This is a genomic window from Bacillus sp. JJ864 (genome assembly GCF_036963045.1).
GTDB lineage: Bacteria > Bacillota > Bacilli > Bacillales > Bacillaceae_G > Bacillus_A > Bacillus_A pseudomycoides_C.
Window position 1 is genome coordinate 23,950 of record NZ_JBALLY010000094.1, and the last position, 19,124, is coordinate 43,073.

Annotated in this window: 23 protein-coding genes and 2 pseudogenes; 16 read left to right on the top strand and 9 right to left on the bottom strand. The window is 35.4% G+C overall.

Annotated features, from left to right (window positions below):
• Positions 1 to 136 precede the first annotated feature (136 nt).
• Entirely contained in the window at positions 137 to 1,762 is a 1,626-nt protein-coding gene (locus V7024_RS15525; RefSeq protein WP_335521492.1) for a sensor histidine kinase, read from the top strand.
• On the top strand, positions 1,755 to 2,483 hold the full coding sequence (locus V7024_RS15530; RefSeq protein ID WP_335521494.1) for a response regulator: 729 nt from the start codon (positions 1,755 to 1,757) through the stop codon (positions 2,481 to 2,483). Before V7024_RS15525 ends, V7024_RS15530 begins: the two co-directional genes overlap by 8 nt.
• Before the next feature lie 64 nt (positions 2,484 to 2,547).
• Here the strand turns inward: V7024_RS15530 and V7024_RS15535 are convergent, their stop codons facing one another.
• Together V7024_RS15535 and V7024_RS15540 are read right to left on the bottom strand one after the other, a co-directional pair.
• Positions 2,548 to 3,582, bottom strand: a complete 1,035-nt coding sequence (locus V7024_RS15535; RefSeq protein ID WP_335521497.1) for a 2-hydroxyacid dehydrogenase — start codon at positions 3,580 to 3,582, stop codon at positions 2,548 to 2,550.
• Between the two features lie 30 nt (positions 3,583 to 3,612).
• Entirely contained in the window at positions 3,613 to 4,671 is a 1,059-nt protein-coding gene (locus V7024_RS15540; RefSeq protein ID WP_335521498.1) for an AEC family transporter, read from the bottom strand.
• A gap of 515 nt (positions 4,672 to 5,186) precedes the next feature.
• Between V7024_RS15540 and V7024_RS15545 the strand changes: the two genes are divergently transcribed.
• The 8 genes and pseudogenes from V7024_RS15545 (at position 5,187) to V7024_RS15580 (ending at position 10,497) form a co-directional block, all read left to right on the top strand.
• A complete protein-coding gene (locus tag V7024_RS15545; RefSeq protein ID WP_335521500.1) occupies positions 5,187 to 5,891 on the top strand; it encodes a lantibiotic protection ABC transporter ATP-binding protein in 705 nt (234 codons plus the stop codon).
• 3 nt (positions 5,892 to 5,894) lie between these two features.
• Complete coding sequence (locus tag V7024_RS15550) at positions 5,895 to 6,647, top strand: lantibiotic immunity ABC transporter MutE/EpiE family permease subunit (RefSeq protein ID WP_335521502.1); 753 nt, start codon at positions 5,895 to 5,897, stop codon at positions 6,645 to 6,647.
• A 1-nt stretch (position 6,648) separates the two neighbouring features.
• Positions 6,649 to 7,407 carry a lantibiotic immunity ABC transporter MutG family permease subunit gene (locus V7024_RS15555; RefSeq protein ID WP_335521504.1) on the top strand — a complete coding sequence of 253 codons (759 nt, stop codon included), beginning with the start codon at positions 6,649 to 6,651 and terminating at the stop codon, positions 7,405 to 7,407.
• Between the two features lie 51 nt (positions 7,408 to 7,458).
• The gene (locus tag V7024_RS15560) at positions 7,459 to 8,121 is read left to right on the top strand and encodes a response regulator transcription factor (RefSeq protein ID WP_335521506.1); all 663 of its coding nucleotides are present in this window, start codon (positions 7,459 to 7,461) and stop codon (positions 8,119 to 8,121) included.
• Positions 8,109 to 9,470: a sensor histidine kinase gene (locus V7024_RS15565; protein WP_335521508.1), complete on the top strand. Its 1,362-nt coding sequence runs from the start codon at positions 8,109 to 8,111 to the stop codon at positions 9,468 to 9,470. Before V7024_RS15560 ends, V7024_RS15565 begins: the two co-directional genes overlap by 13 nt.
• 196 nt (positions 9,471 to 9,666) lie before the next feature.
• Positions 9,667 to 9,855 carry a hypothetical protein gene (locus V7024_RS15570; protein WP_335521510.1) on the top strand — a complete coding sequence of 63 codons (189 nt, stop codon included), beginning with the start codon at positions 9,667 to 9,669 and terminating at the stop codon, positions 9,853 to 9,855.
• Positions 9,856 to 9,858: 3 nt separating this feature from the next.
• Positions 9,859 to 10,017, top strand: a pseudogene (locus V7024_RS15575) (GNAT family N-acetyltransferase); the annotation flags it as partial.
• A 27-nt stretch (positions 10,018 to 10,044) separates the two neighbouring features.
• Positions 10,045 to 10,497, top strand: coding sequence for a GNAT family N-acetyltransferase (locus V7024_RS15580; protein WP_335521512.1), 453 nt, complete (start codon positions 10,045 to 10,047; stop codon positions 10,495 to 10,497).
• 210 nt (positions 10,498 to 10,707) lie between these two features.
• Here the strand turns inward: V7024_RS15580 and V7024_RS15585 are convergent, their stop codons facing one another.
• On the bottom strand, positions 10,708 to 10,905 hold the full coding sequence (locus V7024_RS15585) for a DUF3955 domain-containing protein (RefSeq protein WP_335521514.1): 198 nt from the start codon (positions 10,903 to 10,905) through the stop codon (positions 10,708 to 10,710).
• Between the two features lie 137 nt (positions 10,906 to 11,042).
• Here V7024_RS15585 and V7024_RS15590 point away from each other — a divergent pair.
• A pseudogene (locus V7024_RS15590) lies at positions 11,043 to 11,885 on the top strand (phosphotransferase family protein).
• A gap of 43 nt (positions 11,886 to 11,928) precedes the next feature.
• Here the strand turns inward: V7024_RS15590 and V7024_RS15595 are convergent.
• Positions 11,929 to 12,567: a formylglycine-generating enzyme family protein gene (locus V7024_RS15595; protein ID WP_335521552.1), complete on the bottom strand. Its 639-nt coding sequence runs from the start codon at positions 12,565 to 12,567 to the stop codon at positions 11,929 to 11,931.
• A gap of 179 nt (positions 12,568 to 12,746) precedes the next feature.
• Positions 12,747 to 13,595 (bottom strand): peptidylprolyl isomerase PrsA, encoded by an 849-nt coding sequence (prsA, locus tag V7024_RS15600; protein WP_335521516.1) that lies wholly within the window; start codon positions 13,593 to 13,595, stop codon positions 12,747 to 12,749.
• Positions 13,596 to 13,767: 172 nt separating this feature from the next.
• Here prsA and V7024_RS15605 point away from each other — a divergent pair, with 172 nt between their 5' ends.
• A complete protein-coding gene (locus V7024_RS15605; protein WP_371932353.1) occupies positions 13,768 to 13,911 on the top strand; it encodes a YjcZ family sporulation protein in 144 nt (47 codons plus the stop codon).
• Between the two features lie 31 nt (positions 13,912 to 13,942).
• On the opposite strand, the gene V7024_RS15610 is transcribed toward V7024_RS15605, so the two are convergent.
• The gene (locus V7024_RS15610) at positions 13,943 to 14,128 is read right to left on the bottom strand and encodes a hypothetical protein (protein ID WP_438824474.1); all 186 of its coding nucleotides are present in this window, start codon (positions 14,126 to 14,128) and stop codon (positions 13,943 to 13,945) included.
• A gap of 121 nt (positions 14,129 to 14,249) precedes the next feature.
• Here V7024_RS15610 and V7024_RS15615 point away from each other — a divergent pair, with 121 nt between their 5' ends.
• A complete protein-coding gene (locus V7024_RS15615; RefSeq protein ID WP_098917545.1) occupies positions 14,250 to 14,585 on the top strand; it encodes a DUF1878 family protein in 336 nt (111 codons plus the stop codon).
• 4 nt (positions 14,586 to 14,589) lie between these two features.
• Here the strand turns inward: V7024_RS15615 and V7024_RS15620 are convergent, their stop codons facing one another.
• The gene (locus tag V7024_RS15620; protein WP_335521521.1) at positions 14,590 to 15,150 is read right to left on the bottom strand and encodes an HTH-type transcriptional regulator Hpr; all 561 of its coding nucleotides are present in this window, start codon (positions 15,148 to 15,150) and stop codon (positions 14,590 to 14,592) included.
• A gap of 299 nt (positions 15,151 to 15,449) precedes the next feature.
• The gene (locus V7024_RS15625; protein WP_335521523.1) at positions 15,450 to 15,812 is read right to left on the bottom strand and encodes a YtxH domain-containing protein; all 363 of its coding nucleotides are present in this window, start codon (positions 15,810 to 15,812) and stop codon (positions 15,450 to 15,452) included.
• A gap of 113 nt (positions 15,813 to 15,925) precedes the next feature.
• On the opposite strand from V7024_RS15625, the gene V7024_RS15630 reads away from it, so the two are divergent.
• A complete protein-coding gene (locus tag V7024_RS15630; protein WP_335521526.1) occupies positions 15,926 to 16,117 on the top strand; it encodes a hypothetical protein in 192 nt (63 codons plus the stop codon).
• Positions 16,118 to 16,131: 14 nt separating this feature from the next.
• Here V7024_RS15630 and V7024_RS15635 read toward each other — a convergent pair whose 3' ends face one another.
• The gene (locus V7024_RS15635) at positions 16,132 to 16,566 is read right to left on the bottom strand and encodes an HIT family protein (protein WP_335521530.1); all 435 of its coding nucleotides are present in this window, start codon (positions 16,564 to 16,566) and stop codon (positions 16,132 to 16,134) included.
• 552 nt (positions 16,567 to 17,118) lie between these two features.
• On the opposite strand from V7024_RS15635, the gene V7024_RS15640 reads away from it, so the two are divergent.
• Together V7024_RS15640 and V7024_RS15645 are read left to right on the top strand one after the other, a co-directional pair.
• The gene (locus V7024_RS15640; protein ID WP_335521531.1) at positions 17,119 to 17,865 is read left to right on the top strand and encodes an ABC transporter ATP-binding protein; all 747 of its coding nucleotides are present in this window, start codon (positions 17,119 to 17,121) and stop codon (positions 17,863 to 17,865) included.
• Positions 17,858 to 19,084, top strand: a complete 1,227-nt coding sequence (locus V7024_RS15645; RefSeq protein WP_335521533.1) for an ABC transporter permease — start codon at positions 17,858 to 17,860, stop codon at positions 19,082 to 19,084. The genes V7024_RS15640 and V7024_RS15645 overlap by 8 nt, the downstream gene beginning before the upstream one ends.
• Positions 19,085 to 19,124: the final 40 nt, after the last annotated feature.

Here is a 19,124-nt window from a genome sequence, read left to right on the forward strand (position 1 = left end):
TTCGATAAGCAATTGAAGGTGATACACTTCACTCTTTGATTGGTAAATATATACTTGTGACGTATTTTTGAAGAAGTAGAAGAGGAAATAGAAAATTGTTAAAATAGCAATAAAATAATATAGAAGGATTTTAGATATGATGCGAAATAAATGGTTATCTAAATTATCATTAAAAAAAATGACGACATTATTGGTGTTAATGTCAGTCATCGTTTCGTTAATAGCAAGTGCGACTCTGTTACATTTTTATGTGTTGGATCGAGAAAAGGATGTTGTAAATGAAAAATTGAAAAATACTGCTAGAGTGGTTGCGAAAGATCCCCGTGTCATAAATGAAGTTGCTAATGATTCGTCTAGTCCAGAGATAGAGCAGTATACGCTGGAAGTGATGGAATCGACAGGTGTTAGCTTTGTTGTTGTGCTTAATAATGAGCTAATTCGAAAATCACATCCAGATAAAAGTGTTATAGGAAAACCTTTTTCAGATATTGAGGATGCCAAAAAATCATTAAATGGTTCTGAGCATTTTTCCAAGCAAGTTGGTGTGTTAGGAGAGGGCACACGTTTCTTTACTCCGATTTGGAATGAAAAAGGGCAGCAAGTTGGTATTGTTTGTGTAGGTTTTGTGCAGAAAACAATAAATAAAGAGTTATGGGATGCACAGAAAAATCTTTACTTTGGGTTAGGATTTGGCCTTTTTGTAGGAATATTGGGTGCATTGTATTTAGCGAAGCAATTAAAGAAAATATTATTAGGATTCGAACCTACGCAGATCGTGGCGAATATAAAGGAACGCGATACGATTATCGATTCTGTAGGTGAAGGAATCATTGCGGTGACTCCAAATCGAAAAATCCTTTTACAAAATTTAAATTTTACAGAACTCATAAAGAAGGCTAAGTTTACCGGGGACAATATGAAAGAAGGGTACCTTGATAACGATATCTTTGCAACGTTTTTTGGAGAAGTATTTACAACAGGAAAGTCAATTTCCGATCATGTAATTGTCGTGAATCAGTTTGAATTCATCGTTAATATTCAGATTATCTATATAGATAAAAAAATTTATGGGGCGGTTGCAACGTTACGTGATCAATCAGAAATGCAGCAGCTTATTCGAGAACTTAGTGGAACAGAACAATATATTGACGCCTTGCGTGCGCAAAATCATAAATTTATGAACCAATTGCATACGATTTTAGGATTGATTGAATTGGAAAAATATCAGGATGTTAATCACTTTATTCGTGTATTAAATGCCGATTATCACCGTGAGATCGGGTTTGTAGCTGATAAAATTAAAAGTCCAGCAGTTGCAGGTTTTTTACTTGGAAAAACGAGCGAGTTAAAAGAGCAAGGTGTAACGTTAATAATAGATGCAGATTCTCATTTTCCAAGTATGAAAATGGGTGAGATGCTTCATGATTTGTTATTATCGATGGGGATTTTACTAGATAATGCCAAGGAGGCTATGTCGTTAACATTGATAAAACAAGCGACGCTCTTTCTGCACTATGATGAGGAGGAGGAAGTGATTCTAATTGAAGTGAAGGATACAGGAGTAGGCATAGATGAAGCGTTAATGGAACGGATTTTTGAGAGAGGGTTTTCAACAAAAGGCGGGGCAAGAGGCTATGGATTGGATGCTGTTCAATCAATTGTCAAACAATATGATGGGCTTGTTGATGTACAATCAGAAGTAGGGAACGGAAGTATTTTTCGAATTGAAGTACCTTATAAACGGAGGAACATAGATGATTAAAGTTATCATAGTTGAGGATGACCCTATGGTTGCAATGATCAATCGGCAATTTATTGAGCGGTTTGAAGGTTTTCGAATTATCGCTTCTGTCGGCAATATTGGGGAACTATGGAATGTAATTAATAAAAATGTACCTGATTTAATCTTACTTGATGTTTATTTACCAGGAGAAACGGGGATTGATTTTTTACAGACTGTACGTCAAAAACCGCTTTCCATACCAATTATTATGATTACAGCAGCTCATGATATACCTACTATTAAGAAATCACTAGAGTGTGGGGTAATTGATTTCTTAATTAAACCTTTCTCATATGAAAGGTTTGAACTGGCAATAGAAAATTTTCTCCAATATCATTCACTAACTACTAAGTTAGAAGAAACCGATCAAGATACGTTAGATCAAATATTAATAAAAGAGAGGGTACCTTCTCTTTTAAATCCTGCTTGTAAGGAATTGCGTTCAAAAATTCCTAAAGGATTATCCAAAATCACATTAAAAAAAATTCTTCATGTGCTAGTGGAACAAGAGGGGTATTTTTCAACAGAGGATATTGCGAAAGAAGTTGAGTTATCACGTATTTCAACAAAGAAGTATTTGCTGTTTTTAAATGAGATTGGTTATTTAAGTGAAGAATTAAAGTATTTAGCAGTTGGACGACCAATTACAGTATTTCATGTTGTCCCTGAGAAAGAGCGTTTGATCATGTCTTTTAAATAAATAATTAGGTCAAAAAAAGAGTCAAACTTGAAACAGTTCGACTCTTTTTTATGGCATATAGTAATCAGCTTATAGAAACAAGTTCTCGTTTTTCCGGTAAAGGAACAGCATTTCCTGTGTGCTCTTTTGTAATGATGTCATGTAGGTTTTCGAAGCTTGTTTCAATCATATTCGTAAGTGCTTCATCTGTATTAGATCCCATATGAGGTGTCACGAGGACACGAGGGTATAGTTCTAGTAGTGCTTGAACGGTTGGATCTAATTTTTTTGTTGTTTTATCAAATTTTTGAAAGAATATTTTTTCTTCATTCTCAAAGACATCTGTTGCAAATCCTTCTAGTTTATGAGATTGCAGGGCATTAAGAATGGCTTCATTATCTTGCAGTTCACCCCGAGCAGTGTTAATGAGAATGGCTCCATCTTTCATTTTTGAAATGAATCCAGCATCGATCATTTTATCATTTGTTCCTGGAATATAAGGGACGTGTATACTTACGATATCACTTTCTTTTAATAAATCGTCCAATTCCATAAAGGTAACCGTTTGTTTCGCTGCATCACTTTGGAATACATCATATCCAAGCACTTCAGCACCAAGTCCTTTAAAAAGTTTTGCTTCCGTTAATCCAATTTTACCAGTACCAATAATACCGACTTTACAGTTTCTAATTTCTTTGCTGAACATCGTCCGATCGACGGTGAAATCTTGATTCGCTGTTTTTGTTGTTGTATAGGTTGTATGTCTTAATAATGACATAGCAAGTGTTAAAGATAGTTCTGCAATGGCATTTGGAGAGTAGGAAGGAACTCTTGCCACGTGCATGTCGTAATCTGCTGCTGCTTGCAAATCAATATGATTGTAGCCAACGGTACGTGTGAATAAATATTTTACACCGTATTCTTTTAGCTTTTTAATATTTTGCAAATCTGCTATGCAATTTCCTCTTAATAAAACAGCATCCATTCCTCTAGCCGTTTCAATATTGTCGTGTCTAAGTAAGTCTTCAATTAAGCATAAATCGAAATTGTACTTATTTAATTGTTTAAAAAACGGTACTTCATTTTCTCTAACTCCGTAACAAGCTACTTTTAATGTCATAGTTCATCTCTCCATTATCATTATAGTTCTTTATCCAAATATTCCTGTACCACTAATTAAATTAATGATGATAATCCACACAGGAATCATCACAACCGCACAGATTGTAGAAAGTAAAGATGCATTAGAAGCAAGCAGCGCATCTTTATCAAAACTAATTGCATAGGCAGCTGCTACAGTAGCAGTTGGTGTCGCCATCATAATGACAACAACTCCGACAGAAATAGCGCTCATTGAAAGAATTCCTGTTAGTGAAAGAATTGCGAGAAATACAATATTGATAATAGGAACGAACACAATTTTGTTTATGCTGTAGATGAAAGATGTTCGATCTGTAATCGCTGTTTTGAAGTTTACAGCACCGAGTGTTGCTCCAATCGAAAGCCAAGCAAGTGGTGAAGCTAGTCCTGATAAATAAGTCATCGGTTTATATAACCAAACGGCAGTCCGGTCAATTCGTAAAAATGCAACATTTGATACTTTTCCATTAGCAGCTGCAACGGCCACTTGAGGTAAATATTCTTGGAACATCCAGATAAATAATCCGAGAAAGGTCGCAATGACAATAGGATTTACAAACATTTCTTTTATATTTTTTGCTTCCATTTTCAGACCACTCATCTTGATATAACCATACGAGTATAGAAAAATTCGGTAACCAATATTAAAAATGGAGGCGTATAGGACGCCTTTAGGCCCATATATAGCACCTACAATAGGAATACCAAAGAAAGTTGTTGAACCGAAAATTGTTAAAACACGCAATGTATCTTGCTTGTCACCTTTAAATTTCAGATACATCGGCTTAGAGACAAGAATTAAAATAATGTAAATAAATAATCCCCAAATTAAAATGTTCATTCCTTCAGCTAAAGATTCCTGATTAATGTCCATCATAAAAGATGTGAAGGCTAGAGCAGGTAAAGCAACGGATAATACGACTTTTGATAGCATTTTCCCAACTTGATCATTAAAAATCCCTTTTTTGCGACAAAAGAAACCTAGCAAAATAATGAAGATTGTTGAAGTAATGGCACTGAGAATATTCATATCAGTGACGGTCTTCTGAATAATTTGAAATACATTCATGGGTTTTTCCTCCAAACCAAATATTTGTGAATAACTTCACAAATATTGATAAAATTTTAGCCGGCTATTTCTTACAAGGTCATCATAAAGTTATTTGATTTATTCAAAAATAATTTGAAATTAACATAAATTATGTAATTAAAGTAAGTGAAACATTGAGCAAAGCCTGCGCGGTTTTACAGTAATAGGAAATAACGTGATACCTTTCGATAGTTTCAAATCATTTTCGTTAATTACGTAATGTATAATTGTTAGAATATTTCGTATACATGCAAGGCAGAAATAGAATTCTATTCATTGTTAACAGGAATGTTATCTCATAATAAAATCGAAAGCGCTTTCATCAATTTTGTATATTTTACGATAGATTGTAATAACAAAAGGAGGGGAATACATTGGAAAAGAAAAAATTGATATTCATTTGCCTCGCATTTGCAGTGTTTTTTATTTTCCTTATAGAATCCTTATAATTGTCATTTATTCTATACTCACCATATACAAGGAGGAAGTTTAGAATGGGTGAGATGATTTTAGAAACAAAGAATCTTTGCAAAACATTTCAAAAACAAAGGGTAGTACAAGATATTTCACTTTCTGTACCGAAACATTCAATCTATGGATTATTAGGTGCGAATGGGGCGGGGAAATCGACTACTTTGAAAATGATAACGGGCATGCTTACGCCTACTTCTGGTGAAATTTATTTTGATGGTCATACATGGACACGGCACGATTTACATTCTATCGGTGCTTTAATTGAGTCTCCTCCGCTTTATGAGAATTTAACAGCACGAGAAAATTTGCTCGTTCGTACGACTGCTTTAGGGTTGCCAAAGTCAAGGATTGATGAGGTATTACGTGTTGTGGAGCTAGAGAATACCGGTAAGAAAAAGGCTGGTAAATTTTCAATGGGAATGAAGCAGCGATTGGGAATTGCCATTGCATTACTTAATCATCCGAAGCTTTTAATATTAGATGAACCAATGAATGGGCTTGATCCTTTTGGTATACAGGAATTAAGAGAATTGATTCTTTCTTTCCCTAGCAAAGGAATTACTGTCATTTTATCCAGTCACATTTTAAGCGAAGTAAGCCAGGTTGCAGATCATGTTGGGATTATAGCTAACGGTGTATTGGGGTATCAGGGGCAACTGAATAAGAACGACGACTTGGAAAGCTTATTTGTACAAGTGTCGAGAAAATATAAAAGGGAGGCATAAGAAATGATTCCATATGTTGCAGCTGAAAAAATCAAAATTAGACATACTTTTTTGAATAAACTTATCTGGCTAGCGCCATTAGCTACAATGCTGCTTGTTTTTTTATTATCGGGGGATTATTTTCAATTATCTAGTTACAACTGGTGGTACATTAACATGCTTCCAGGAATCCTTTCTTTAAGTTGTGTACTTCTTGCAGAGAAGGATAAAAAAATGAATAATCGGACCATTTTATCTTTACCCGTTTCATTAAAACGAGTATGGGTTTCTAAAGTATTACTAGTTTTAGGAATTTTGATTTGTTCCTGCATGATTTTTTTCTGTGGAATACAGTTATCTAGTTTACTATTAAATAAAGAGAATTTTCGAATCATTCCTGCGGCAAATGCATTATTGGGAAGTATTCTTTTGATCATTACTTTTATGTGGCAGATTCCTATATGCTTATTTTTAGGGAATAAAATAGGTCTCTTTCCGACGGTTCTATTGAATGTAGGAGCAAATGGAGTCTTAGGGGTTCTATTGGCAACAAAAAGTATTTGGATGATTAGTCCATATGCATATCCAAGCAGACTTATGATTCCTATTTTAAAAATATTACCGAATGGTTTGTATGCAGAACCAGGAAGTGTAACGTTCACACCAGAACTCCTTTCCTACCATGTAATACTGCCAGGAGTGGTGATTTCTATAGTGCTGTTCCTTTTCTTCACTTATGTGACAGCAAAATGGTTTGAAAAGCAGGAGGCAAAATAAAATGAGAGCTTTACCAAGGGTATTAAGAGCTGATTTTTTAAAGATGAAGAGTACAATTTTCTTCTGGGTACATATAGTGATGCCAATCATCGGGATTGTTCTTTTTTTAAGTTATTATTATTTTTCCAAAGTTGATTCTATTAGTAAGATTCCAGTTTATATACAAGCATTATCCATGGCTTTTCCTTTGCTAATTAGTGTTGTAAGTTCTTTTGTTGTGGAACAGGAATCATTGGCAGGGAACTTTACAGAACTTTTATCAACAGAATACGGAAAGCGGAAAGCGTTTATTAGTAAAGTATGTTTGTTGTTAATATGTGGATTTTGTTCCGCTTTAGTAGCAGTCGTTGGGTTTGCGGCAGGATTTCATTTTCTGCTAAGGCAGAATGAACTACCACTGTCTTTCTATGTTGAGATATCTTTCGTCCTTTTTGGATGTCAGATTTTTATGTATCTATTCCATCTGTTTCTGAACTTTCGCTTTAGTAAAGGTGCTTCCATTGGGGTGGGCATTATGGAATGCTTGCTGTCAGCTTTAATGCTTACAGGGATGGGGGATGTGATTTGGAAATACATGCCGTGTGCGTGGGGAATGAGATTGAGTAATAGTTTTTTTGTATACAAATTGAATTCAGATGGTTTTCATGCTTTACAAGTAGATATTCAAATGGGAGTAGTTATATGTATTTGCTCGACGATCATTGCGTTTATTATGTCACTTATCTGGTTTTCCTTTTATGAAGGGCGCAAAGAAATGTAAGCATATTTTGTAAAAACAGCATTATAATGGAAGTTGGAGGAGGGTACCTGTATGGCAAAAATATTAGCAATTGATGATGAAGAAGGCATTCTTTATATTATAAAAAGTGCTTTAGAAAAAGAAGGACATGAGGTAACTGCCGTTCGTAATCCTCTTACGATCTCAAAGAACAAATTTTCTTATTATGATTTAATTCTCTTAGATGTCATGATGCCGGAAATAGATGGATTTACACTCTGTAAGGAGATCCGGAACTTGGTAGATAGTCCAATCGTGTTTCTAACTGCTAAAACAATGGAAAAGGATCTGATTACAGGTCTTAACCTTGGCGGAGATGACTATATTACAAAACCTTTTGGAATTGGCGAACTGCGTGCAAGAGTGTCAGCGCATGTAAGGCGTGAACATAGAGAAAAGCAAAATGCATTTTTTCTGTCAGGTCTTACATTCAATCTATCGTGTAAAGAAATAAAGTATGACGATACAGTTATTTCATTTACGAAAAGCGAGTACGGAATTTGTGAGTATTTAGCTTTAAATCATGGCCAAGTCTTTTCAAGGGAAAAAATCTATGAAAATGTTTTTGGGTATGATGGCGACAGTGATAATCAAGTCATTGTGGAACATATTAAAAACATTCGCTCTAAATTATCTAAGTATGGTATGAATCCAATAGAAACAGTGTGGGGAATCGGATATAAATGGAAAAGGTGAAAAAACAAATAAATCTTCGCAAAATTTTTATACGGTATATTTTCGCATTTTCAATAGGGACGATTGCTTTAGTCACTTTGCATATTAGCTTGTTCAGTACTGGAGTTAACACAGGAGTGATTCTTCCGGCAAATTATTATGAAAAACAAATTGAATCGCAAAGAGATGCCGTAGTAAAAGCGGAACAAGGCGATGATCGAATTTTAAAACAATATAAATATGTTGTGTATGACTTTTCAGGAAACATCATTCAAGGAAATGTTCCTAAAAATGATGCGAGGAAAATATGGGATAACGTACAGAACAACGAAATAGGTGGAGGAGGATACTACTATGCAGTGATGAAGCGAAATAAAGATATTTGTGTCGTTTTATATACTTTGCATACGAGTTATAAAAACCCTGTTTTGCAGAAGTATTTACCAATCCCGGACATTTCTTTGATTATCTCTTTTATTCTATTATTTGTTGCAGAAGTACTATTTCTATCTCGCGCTTTTGGCAAATCCTTGTCAAAGGAAATGCTGATTTTGAAAAAGGTAACCGATAAAATTCAAAAGGAAGATTTAGATTTTCAAGTAGAGCAATCTAGAATAATAGAAGTGAATGAAATATTAGATTCCTTAGTAAAAATGAAAGATGAACTGAACGATTCCTTACGTAAACAGTGGGAGATGGAAACGAATAGAAGAGACCAGATTGCGGCTTTAGCACATGATGTCAAAACGCCATTAACGATACTGAGAGGGAATGCCGAGCTGTTAAATGAATTCACGCTGGATTCGGATCAAAAAAAATGTAATGAGCATATTTTGAAAAGTGTTGCTGAAATGGAAATGTATATGAAATCATTGCTCGACATTACGAAAAGTGAGGAAGTTACTTCACTTCAATTTAAGCAAATAGAACTTCAAAACTTTATTGATCATCTTATAGAGGAAAGTGCAGTTTGTGCTTTGGATAAACAGTTAAACCTAATCAAAGAGGTTAAAGAAATACCACATTTTATTCATGGCGATGAGGCTGCTTTGAAAAGAGCGATTATGAATGTAATGATGAATGCCATTGAATACTCCCCGGTAAATGGTGATTTGATGTTTTCAGTTGAAACTAGTAATAGTAAGGTTCGGTTCATTATTGAGGACTCAGGAAGAGGATTTACAAAAGAAGAAATGAATGCAGCGACAGAGCAATTTTATAGGGGAGATAAAAGTAGAAACTCAAAACATCATCATGGAATGGGACTATATATTGCTAACAACTTTGCAAAGCAGCATGGTGGAAATATTTACTTAAGTCAGTCAGAAAAGCTAGGCGGGGCAAAAGTTATTTTGGAAATAGCGGTGTAGTGGAGAGAATGAACAAAAACGCATCAGACGTTGATCTTATGCGTTTTTTTTTTTTTATGATTCTGTGTTAAGGGTTGGTGGGGTGGTACAGATGTTACAAGTACATTTTCATGTCTTTGGTAGGAAATGAAAGTATTGTAGAGAATACTTTCATGTTGGGGAGCAAGATGAAATTTCAATTAGAGGAGAAGTGTACATGATAAGGGAATGTAAGTTTGAAGATTTAGAGCAACTTGTAAAAATAAGTAGTATGGAAGTAATAGATGCTGATTTGAATAACATGATGACTATTTTTAAGGAAACTAAACACTTTTTAGTGTGGGATGAATTAGGAGTAAAAGGCTTCGCTTTTGTGATTATAAGAAATGAAGAGAAAAGGGAGTAGGATATTCAAGTTTATGTAGATCCAAGAGAAAGAAGAAAAGGAATCGGTACGTTACTTCATCAAGAGATTCATAGGCTTGTAGAAAGCGAAAATCCGAGTGTTTTCGTTACAGAAGTAAGGGTAGATATAGAAAATCCAGCTTCTTTTTACGAAAGGTTAGGGTATAAAAAATGGTTTGGATCACCAAGTATGTGTTATACGGGAGGGGTTCAACCAGAGGTAGATATTGAGTTCATTCCGTATGAAGATACGTTTTACGAACAATATGCCGAGTGCAGGGCAGCATGTTTTTATGAAATAGCCGTGAAAAATGATTTTAAGCCATATGTAATCCCGCTAAGTGAACAAGATAAACAGGCGTTATCGAACAAGCCGATATATGTCACGTTACATAATGAACAACTCATTGGAGCAATTACCATTGAAGATGGATATTTAGATCATATTATGGTTTCACCGTCATATCAGGGGAAGGGATATGGTAAAAAAATTACGCAATTTGGGATAAATAGAGCATTAAGAAATGGGGCTACTTCTATTCAACTTAGTTATATAGAAGGGAATAGTAAGGCGGAGAAGTTGTATAAATTGTTAGGGTTTGAAACGGTTCAAGTTATGCATGTGTATAGGAAATTTATGTAGAAAAAGATCCATATGAGGATTAAATATTGTTTTTAAGGATACAGCCTATCGCCATCAAGTTAAAAAATCGGTTGTTCCCCAAAACGAAAAAACAAGCTGAATTCTTATGAATGATTGTGGAAAGATAAAAAAGATAGTAGGGACATTCTTTCCTTACTATCTTTACTATTAATAGTTATATATTTTTAATTAGAAAAGCTCTTTTTTCCTCTATCTCTTAACTGTCCTCATTTTACTTACAACAAGACCAATGATACCAATAGCAATTAACGAATAACCCATTGGTAATAAATAAAATGGTTCAACAAGCTTACCATCCGGAGCGACTGTAGATCCAGCAGTATTAAAGCCAACGATGCATCCGATTCCTAAAATAAATGGTAGTAAAGTTAAAATATATTTTTTCATATTAAACCTCCATGTGTAGGGATATTTTTTATAAAATAACTGCTTTATAGTTGTAATTATAGTACTGTCATGTAGCTAGTACTATTCATATAGGTGACAAAAAGCTTACAGATTTGTAAGAGGGGAAGAGGTTTTGAATGGACAAGTTGCAACAAGCAATCGGAAAATTTAACTTGAATGTATTAGCAATTGAAGATGTTCCGCAGTCTTTTAGTTCGGCGGTTTATAAAATTAAGTTAGTTGATCAGCGCACAGTTTATATAAAAATTCCTTATTCGAAAGTAAAGCTAGAACGTGAGTATACGGTGCTTGAACGATTACGTGATGAGTTATCTGTACCACAAGTATTTGATTATTGGGAAGGTAATGAGGATGTTACTGGGGCACTGTTGTTATCTGCAATTAACGGTGTGCCGGTTACAGGGAGGTTGGATGCAGCCTTAGCCTATAATATTGGAGTGCAACATGCCAAGCTGCATGCGATTATTCCAAATGAACAGGATTTTAGCAGTGCCGTTTCTAATGTGTATAGTCAATGGTCGGAATTTATTCATTCGTAGAAGATGTAAAGGAAGTGATTGAACCGCGTTTATTTGAACAATCATTGCAACATTTTGATCGTCATCTCAAATTACTTCCATCACCAGACGGACCTTGTATCATACATATGGATTTTCGACTAGGCAATATTTTAGTTTATGAAAATCAAGTGGTTGGCATTATTGATTTTGAAAGTGTTCGCATCGGTGCAACCGAAATGGATTTTACAAAAATCAATCGTGACATTTTCATGAAATATCCTGGAACAATGGAGGCTTATCAGCGAGGCTATGAATCCATCAGGCCGCTTATTGATTTGCAAGAAGTTTTGCCGTTTTATCGATGTGTTTAATTTGATCGGTTGGTGTAAACGAAGAGGCATTGAAAAGCATCGAGCTTTTTTACAGGAAAATTTATCGTATTTAAACGCTTTTTTATGAACGTTCGATAGGTGAAGAGGAATTATCAAACTTTATTGTCACGTTAAATAGACCGGGCAAGACGAAATCCAAGGTCGTCTATGCGAAAGGTTGGATGGCTGCGACGGCGACACGAAGCCCCGCAACCTCTGGCTTCTTCAGCCCAGCTGCCTCCGCGGAAAATTCGGTAGGAGCCGTATACTTGTTCATCATATAAATCCCAGCACCATTCCCAAACGTTTCCTAACATATCATATAGCCCCCATGCATTCGGTTCCTTTCTGCCTACTTCATGGATGGTGCCTCCTGAATTTTCATCATACCAGGCAATTCTGTCAAGCTCTCCGTACCTATAACCAGTAGTCCCTGCTTTACATGCATATTGCCACTCTGCTTCTGAAGGAAGTCGGTAGCCGTTTGCTTCCCAATCGCAAATAATATTTTCACCATCGTTACTTATAGAATAACATTCTTTTAGTCCAGCTTTCTGTGAAAGTAGATTACAAAAGGAAATGGCATCGTGCCAAGAAATATTTACAGCTGGTTTTAGATTTCCCTCAAAAGAAGACTTATTTGTAATAGCGTAGTATAGACTCATCGTTACAGGATACTGGGCAAGAAGAAATGGTTTGATTTCAGCTTTCCATGTGCGTTTAATTCTATCGTCTCTTAATTCTACTTCGCCCTCTGGAATTTTTACCATTGGATAGTCAATGGAACTCTTTATTTCATTGGACACTTTATCTGCCTCCTAATGAACTTTTTACAAATTTTACCTCGTTTTAGGGCGTGAAAGCAATATAAAAATACATAATTGTAAGAGAACAAGGTTGTGTTCATCACATATAAAAGAAAAAAGCCCGGCAATTGCCGAGCTTTTCATTATTTCTTAGCTTCTTTGTCTGCTTTTGGAGTTTCGAAAATATCTTTTAAGTCTTTATCTTCGATCTTCACATCTGCTTTTTTCATTTCTTTTGTAACAAGATCGTTCATAAATTGAGCATCTTGTGATTTCTTGTCAACAAGATCGTTTTTAATACGGTCTTTTTCTTGATCAAGTGGTTTTAATTCTTTAATATCAGTAACTTTGATGATGTGATAACCGAATTGTGATTTTACAGGATCACTTACTTCGTCTTTTTTCAATTTATATGCAGTATCTTCAAATTCTTTTACCATTTTACCTGGTCCGAAGTATCCTAAGTCGCCGCCTTTTTCTTTTGAACCTGTATCTTCAGAGTATTGTTTTGCTAACTCATCAAAAGACTTGCCTTGTGCTAGTTCGTCTTTTACTTTTTTCGCAGTTGCTTCATCTTTTACAAGAATGTGGCTTGCTTTAATTTCAGGTTTGTAGTTATCTTTTACTTCTTTGTCTGTGATGCTTTTCTTCACAGCTTCTTTCATTGATAGCTCAGCACGAATAGTTTCTTTTAATTCTTTTTCAGTCATGCCACTTTGTTTCAATACATTGGCAAATTGATCACCGTATTGCTTTTTATATTCGTCATATTGTTTGTTAACGGCATCGTCTTTTACTGGGTAGTTTTTAATAAATACTTGTTTCATGACTAGGCCTTTTAAGACGTTTTGACCGCCTTGTTTTTTCATTGCATTGTAGAACTCGTCTTTTGTGATGTCCCCAGCTTTTGATGTTGCAACTTTGTCAGAAGTGCCACATGCTGATAATGTGAATACACTTGTTACAGCTAGGGCAAGCATTGCTTTCTTCATGAAATAAACACTCCTACTATTATGTATTTTTGAATCCCGTATAAACGGGCAGTAAGCCCCTACTAATGGAAGTTTCACTTTATAGTATAAGCAATATGTACAAAATTTAATATAACATATTTCGATGTGTTTTCCTATTGATAAAGAAAAATTACCCATATGTTGGTGAGGTTTGTCAGATTCGGTCATGTCACCATTTTGGGCTTACACGCATACAAAGAGAAATGAGGAGGTTGAATATATAATGAATCAACAATTAATTTTGTGGCTTGTGTTGTTTATTTTATTAGTAATAGTAGGTATAATTTGTTTATAGAGGAAAAAAAGTGAGGAAGGGGTTTCCTTCCTCACTTTGCATGAAATATAATTTCTATATAACTAGAAATTAATAGAACGGTAATACATACGTTGATGAACCGAAAGACACTCGTTTGACGTCGATCAGACATTTCTTTTTGCTGACACAGTGTATGTGTCATAAGGTTTGTATAAATTAGAACGATAAATGCAAAAGCAATAAATGTAATTATAATTGTCACGAGGAGCGTCCTCCTTTGGCGAAAGTACATATACTTCTATTGTATCATACGATAATTTGTTCGTGTTATAAAATTCTGAAATAGAGGAACTCGGATTAGAAAGAGAGGGAAGAAAATGGACGTTGTGAAACGCTTAGAACAAGCAGAATATTATGTATCGCTTCTTTTTAATATGATAGATGAAGAAAAGTGTCCATTTTATTCTTTAATTATAAAGAAGAAAGTGATGAAACGTGACGTAGAACGTTTATTAGTTCTTTGTGAACAAATGAATGAGCAATACATAATAGAAAAGCAAGAAGGTTTGCTTTTATTTGATGAGCTGTTACATAAATTTGAAAGAGCGCTTCCGCAAAGCCTCGAAGGAAAAGAGGCGGCAGAAGCGCTCGAACGTCAAGGGTTATTTCAACCATTGATGCAAGAATTTTTACGAATGATAGCGAAAAGATAATAAATTAGCATTTTTTAACAAGTTTTTCATCATGCTCTGTAAAACTCTCCTCGATATTATCCAGTGATTTCTCGAAAATGTCGATAAAGTCTTGCCCATAAACATTTCGTAAAATGGCGATTAATTCGATGTTTTCTGGGAATTTACCGTAGAAATTGCGAAGAGCTAAAGCACCGTTAAAGACAGAATTACTTTCAGGGTCATATTCCTCCATTAATTGCAACAGCAATTCTTCTCCCTTTTCTGTAATTTCAATATACGTGTTTCGTTTGTCATCTTCTTTCTTTGAAAATATAAGTAGACCGCGTTCTTCTAATTTTTTAGAAAAGTTAAAAGCCGTGGATACGTGCATGACACCGAACTTCGCAATTTCTGAAATAGAAGCCCCTTTTAAGTGATACGCAATCCATAAAATATGATGTTCATTAATATTTAAATCATATGGCTTAATCCACTGTTGCCAATCTTTTTCCACACACTTCCATAACGCTTTTGACAATTGAGCAATGCGTTGGCTGAAAATCATCGCTTCTTTTATCGAATAACTTTTTTCATTGTTTTTCATCGATTCACCCACTTTATACAATTCTTATTCATTACTATCTATTATGCCAGTAAAATAAAAATTAATAAAGTGTTTTTGTTAGAATTGTGAAAATTTTTCGTTAAAATGACAAAACTATACAAAATTCGAGTGATTATAAAAGCGTTTCCTTGTCGGACAGGACAAAGAGTGACGGAATTTTATTCTGATTTGGACGTAGAGAGAAGAGGGGGATTATTGTATAAAAAATACGGCACATGTATGTCATGTGCCGTATAAGAGACGGTACGAATCAAAACGATTTGTTATAGTACGAAAAATTAAGCTTTGTTAGGAACTGTTTGTTGTAACTTTTCAATTGACTTTTGAATGTTTTCAATTTCTTGTTCAATGTGGCGCTTATTTTGAGAAATATCTTGTCTCCATGTCGAGATTGTTTCGTGCATATCATCTTTTAATTCTTGAATGACTTCTTTTCCTTCAGAAGCTGTTTCAACAATTTGTCGTGTTAATAATTTTGTATCGGCTGTAATATCAGCCAATGTTTTTTTTATATCATTTCCTTTTTCTTTTAACTTACCTCGCATATCTCTTCCAGATGAAGGAGAAGAGAAGAGTACAGCAAGTCCAGCAACAGCTCCGCCGCAAATGACGCCAGTTAGAAAGGATTTAGATTTTGACATGAAAAGAGCCTCCTTAATTTGTGAAACTTACTATCATAGATGGAAGTTTCACAGCATTGTTATACTCATGATGTGTAAAACTGTGCATATGCATAAGACAAGGGGGGAGAAAAGTGAAATTAATTACAAACATTTGTTTTATTGTCAGTCTTTTCTTTCTTGTACGAGCAATGCAATTATTTTTTATTTTAAAACAGAAAAGATCGTACCCGCCAATCCTTTTAGTAAAGCAGCAAGTTGCTCGGTTTGCGTTCATTGGCGGGGTGTGTATGGCATGTACAATCTTATTGTACATACTTCAATAGTTCTGAGAAAAGGGTTACTTTACGCTAGTTGCAATTGTGTTTGCAATGTTTTGTAACTCTTCCATTGTGTAATCGCTTTGGTGAGATTTCCATACAGCACCGAAACCGTCTTTTTCGCCGTAGCGTGGGATTAAGTGAAGATGGAAGTGAAAGACAGTTTGTCCTGCTTTTTCGCCGTTATTATTTAATAAGTTGAAACCAACTGGATTATATTCAGCTTTAATCGCATTCGAAATTTTTGGAACGACAGAGAAAATGTGTGCAGCAATTTCTGGTGTTAATGCGAATACGTCTTGTTTATGTACTTTTGGAATTACAAGTGTATGTCCTTTTGTAACTTGGCTAATATCAAGAAAAGCGAGTACATGTTCATCTTCATATACTTTTGCGCAAGGAATTTGTCCCTCAATAATTTTACAAAAAATGCAATTATCTGCTGTATGATTCATATTCCTCATCCTTTCAGTAGTCTTAGCCGTATTTTACCATAATTACATAATAGAAAAAACACGAAAAGCAGGAAGCGGGTAAGCTTCCTGCCTTCTGAAGAAGGATTGAAAAAGCGTTTTCGTTTAATCTACCTTTAGGAGACACCTCATTTATTTAGGAAATGCGCGGTAACTCGACATATATTCTGCCGTCGACACCCCATTTACAATGAAATGATGTTGCAATCCTTCGGAAATGAATTGTTTATTTTATAAAACAGTATCTACTCTCCGCGAGACACCCCGTTTCTAAAATGAAACAAATTATATGGCTCCGTGTAAATAACCTTTGTCCATTATAGACACCCCATTTCATGATGAGTTCGCTAGGCTGTGTTCATCACTTTTATGGTTGCTTTTTCAATGTGTTCCTTCCTCACTAATTATGATGTCCGCTTTTTTAAGATATATGCAAAGGAAATTTTTTCTTTTATTGTTAGGTCTGTACTATGTAGGAGCTTTATTTTTTTGGTAAGATGATTACATATACATAAATGAAGAAAGTGGTGTCATATGGAACAATTATTACGCGTGGAAAATCTCACAGGCGGATATACGAAGCGGCCTGTATTACAAAATATTTCATTCTCTATTAAGAAAGGAGAGCTTGTCGGTTTAATTGGTCTAAACGGTGCGGGAAAAAGTACAACGATCAAACATATTATCGGATTAATGGAGCCGAAACAAGGTCATATAACGATTAACGGTAAGACATTAAAAGATGATATGACAGCATACCGCTCTAGTTTCTCGTTTATTCCAGAAACACCTGTACTTTATGAGGAGCTAACGTTAGAAGAGCATTTAAAGCTAACGGCAATGGCGTATGGCATTGTCGAGAAAGAGTATGAGAAGCGCGTAGACAAGCTGTTAAAAGAATTTCGTATGAAAAATCGTTTGAAGTGGTTTCCATCTCATTTTTCAAAAGGGATGAAACAAAAAGTAATGATTATGAGTGCGTTTTTAGTGGAGCCTTCTTTATATATTGTCGATGAGCCGTTTGTTGGGCTAGATCCGCTAGCGATTCAATCATTGCTGCAAATGATGGATCAAATGAAAAAGAGCGGTGCAGGCATTTTAATGAGTACACATATTTTAGCAACAGCAGAGCGTTATTGTGATTCCTTCATTATTTTGCACCAAGGTGAAATCCGGGCACAGGGCACGCTCAAGCAGCTGCAAGGCGAGTTTCATATGCCAGGGGCAACGCTTGATGATATTTATATTGCACTAACGAAGGAAGAAGATGCTGATGAATAGTAAAGGGCTATGGAAAGAAAGGTTTCGTCATTTTTTAAAGGAAACACGTACATACGGTAAATATGTATTTAATGATCATTTGAAATTTATTTTTGTATTTATCATCGGTGCCGGCGCATATTATTACCAGCAATGGCTGCAAACATTAACGCCTGCATTTCCGGCCGCATTTGTGATGGCGGTGCTGTTAGGACTCGTCTTAACGGCAGGATCGATTCAAACGTTATTAAAAGAAGCAGATCTTGTATATTTACTTCCAGTAGAAGAAAAATTAAAAGCATATTTCGGAAAAGCATTTCAATTTACGTTTATCGTCCAGTTGTATATTGTGGCAATGGTAAGTGCGGCGCTTGCTCCGCTCTATTTCCAGCAGACGAAACAATCAGGGGAAACATATATCATAATTATCCTGGCGATTGTGCTAAGTAAAGGTTGGAATTTATTTGTGACGTGGGAGAAGTCTTATATGACGGATAACCGTATTCATCTCACGGACTGGCTTGTTCGTTTTGTACTTAACTTTTTCTTTGTTTATTTCCTTGTCGAGCGCGCTTCTGCTTTGTATACGGGAGCAATCGTCTTTGCGATGATTATTTACCTTGTATTTTTGCACCAGAAAGTAAAAGGGAAACCGCTGAACTGGGAATATTTAATTGCTGAAGAAGGAAAGAAAATGATGCTGCTATACCGCATTGCCAATATGTTTGTGGATGTACCGGCATTAAAAGAACGGGTAGCTCGCCGCAAGTGGCTTGATTTTATTCTGCAAATGGTATCGGATAAAAGACCGTATTTATTCTTATTCTTGCGCACGTTTTTACGCTCAGGAAATTACTTCGGGTTGTATGCCCGCTTACTGACAATTGGCGGTTTGATCTTATACTTTGCGCCGTTTCTCTATGTGCGCCTTCTAGTCGGCGCCTTGTTTTTATATTTAATCGGCTATCAGATGTTAAGTTTATGGAAGCATCATCGTTTGAAATTATGGCTCCAGCTATATCCGATTGCAGAAGAAGCGAAAATGAAAGATTTTCTGACGTTACTATGTACGTTGCTGTGCGTAGGCGGTGTCATATTCGCTGTACTCTTTGCGTTTGCAACGAAGGATATCATGATGACAGGACTTGTTCTTCTTATGAATCTGTTATTTAGCACCCTGTTTGTTTATCAATACGGGGCGAAGCGTTTAAAAAAATTATCCCGCATTAACGGGCAGTAAGATCAAGATTGAGGGAGAAGTGAAGAAGATAGGTGGGGGA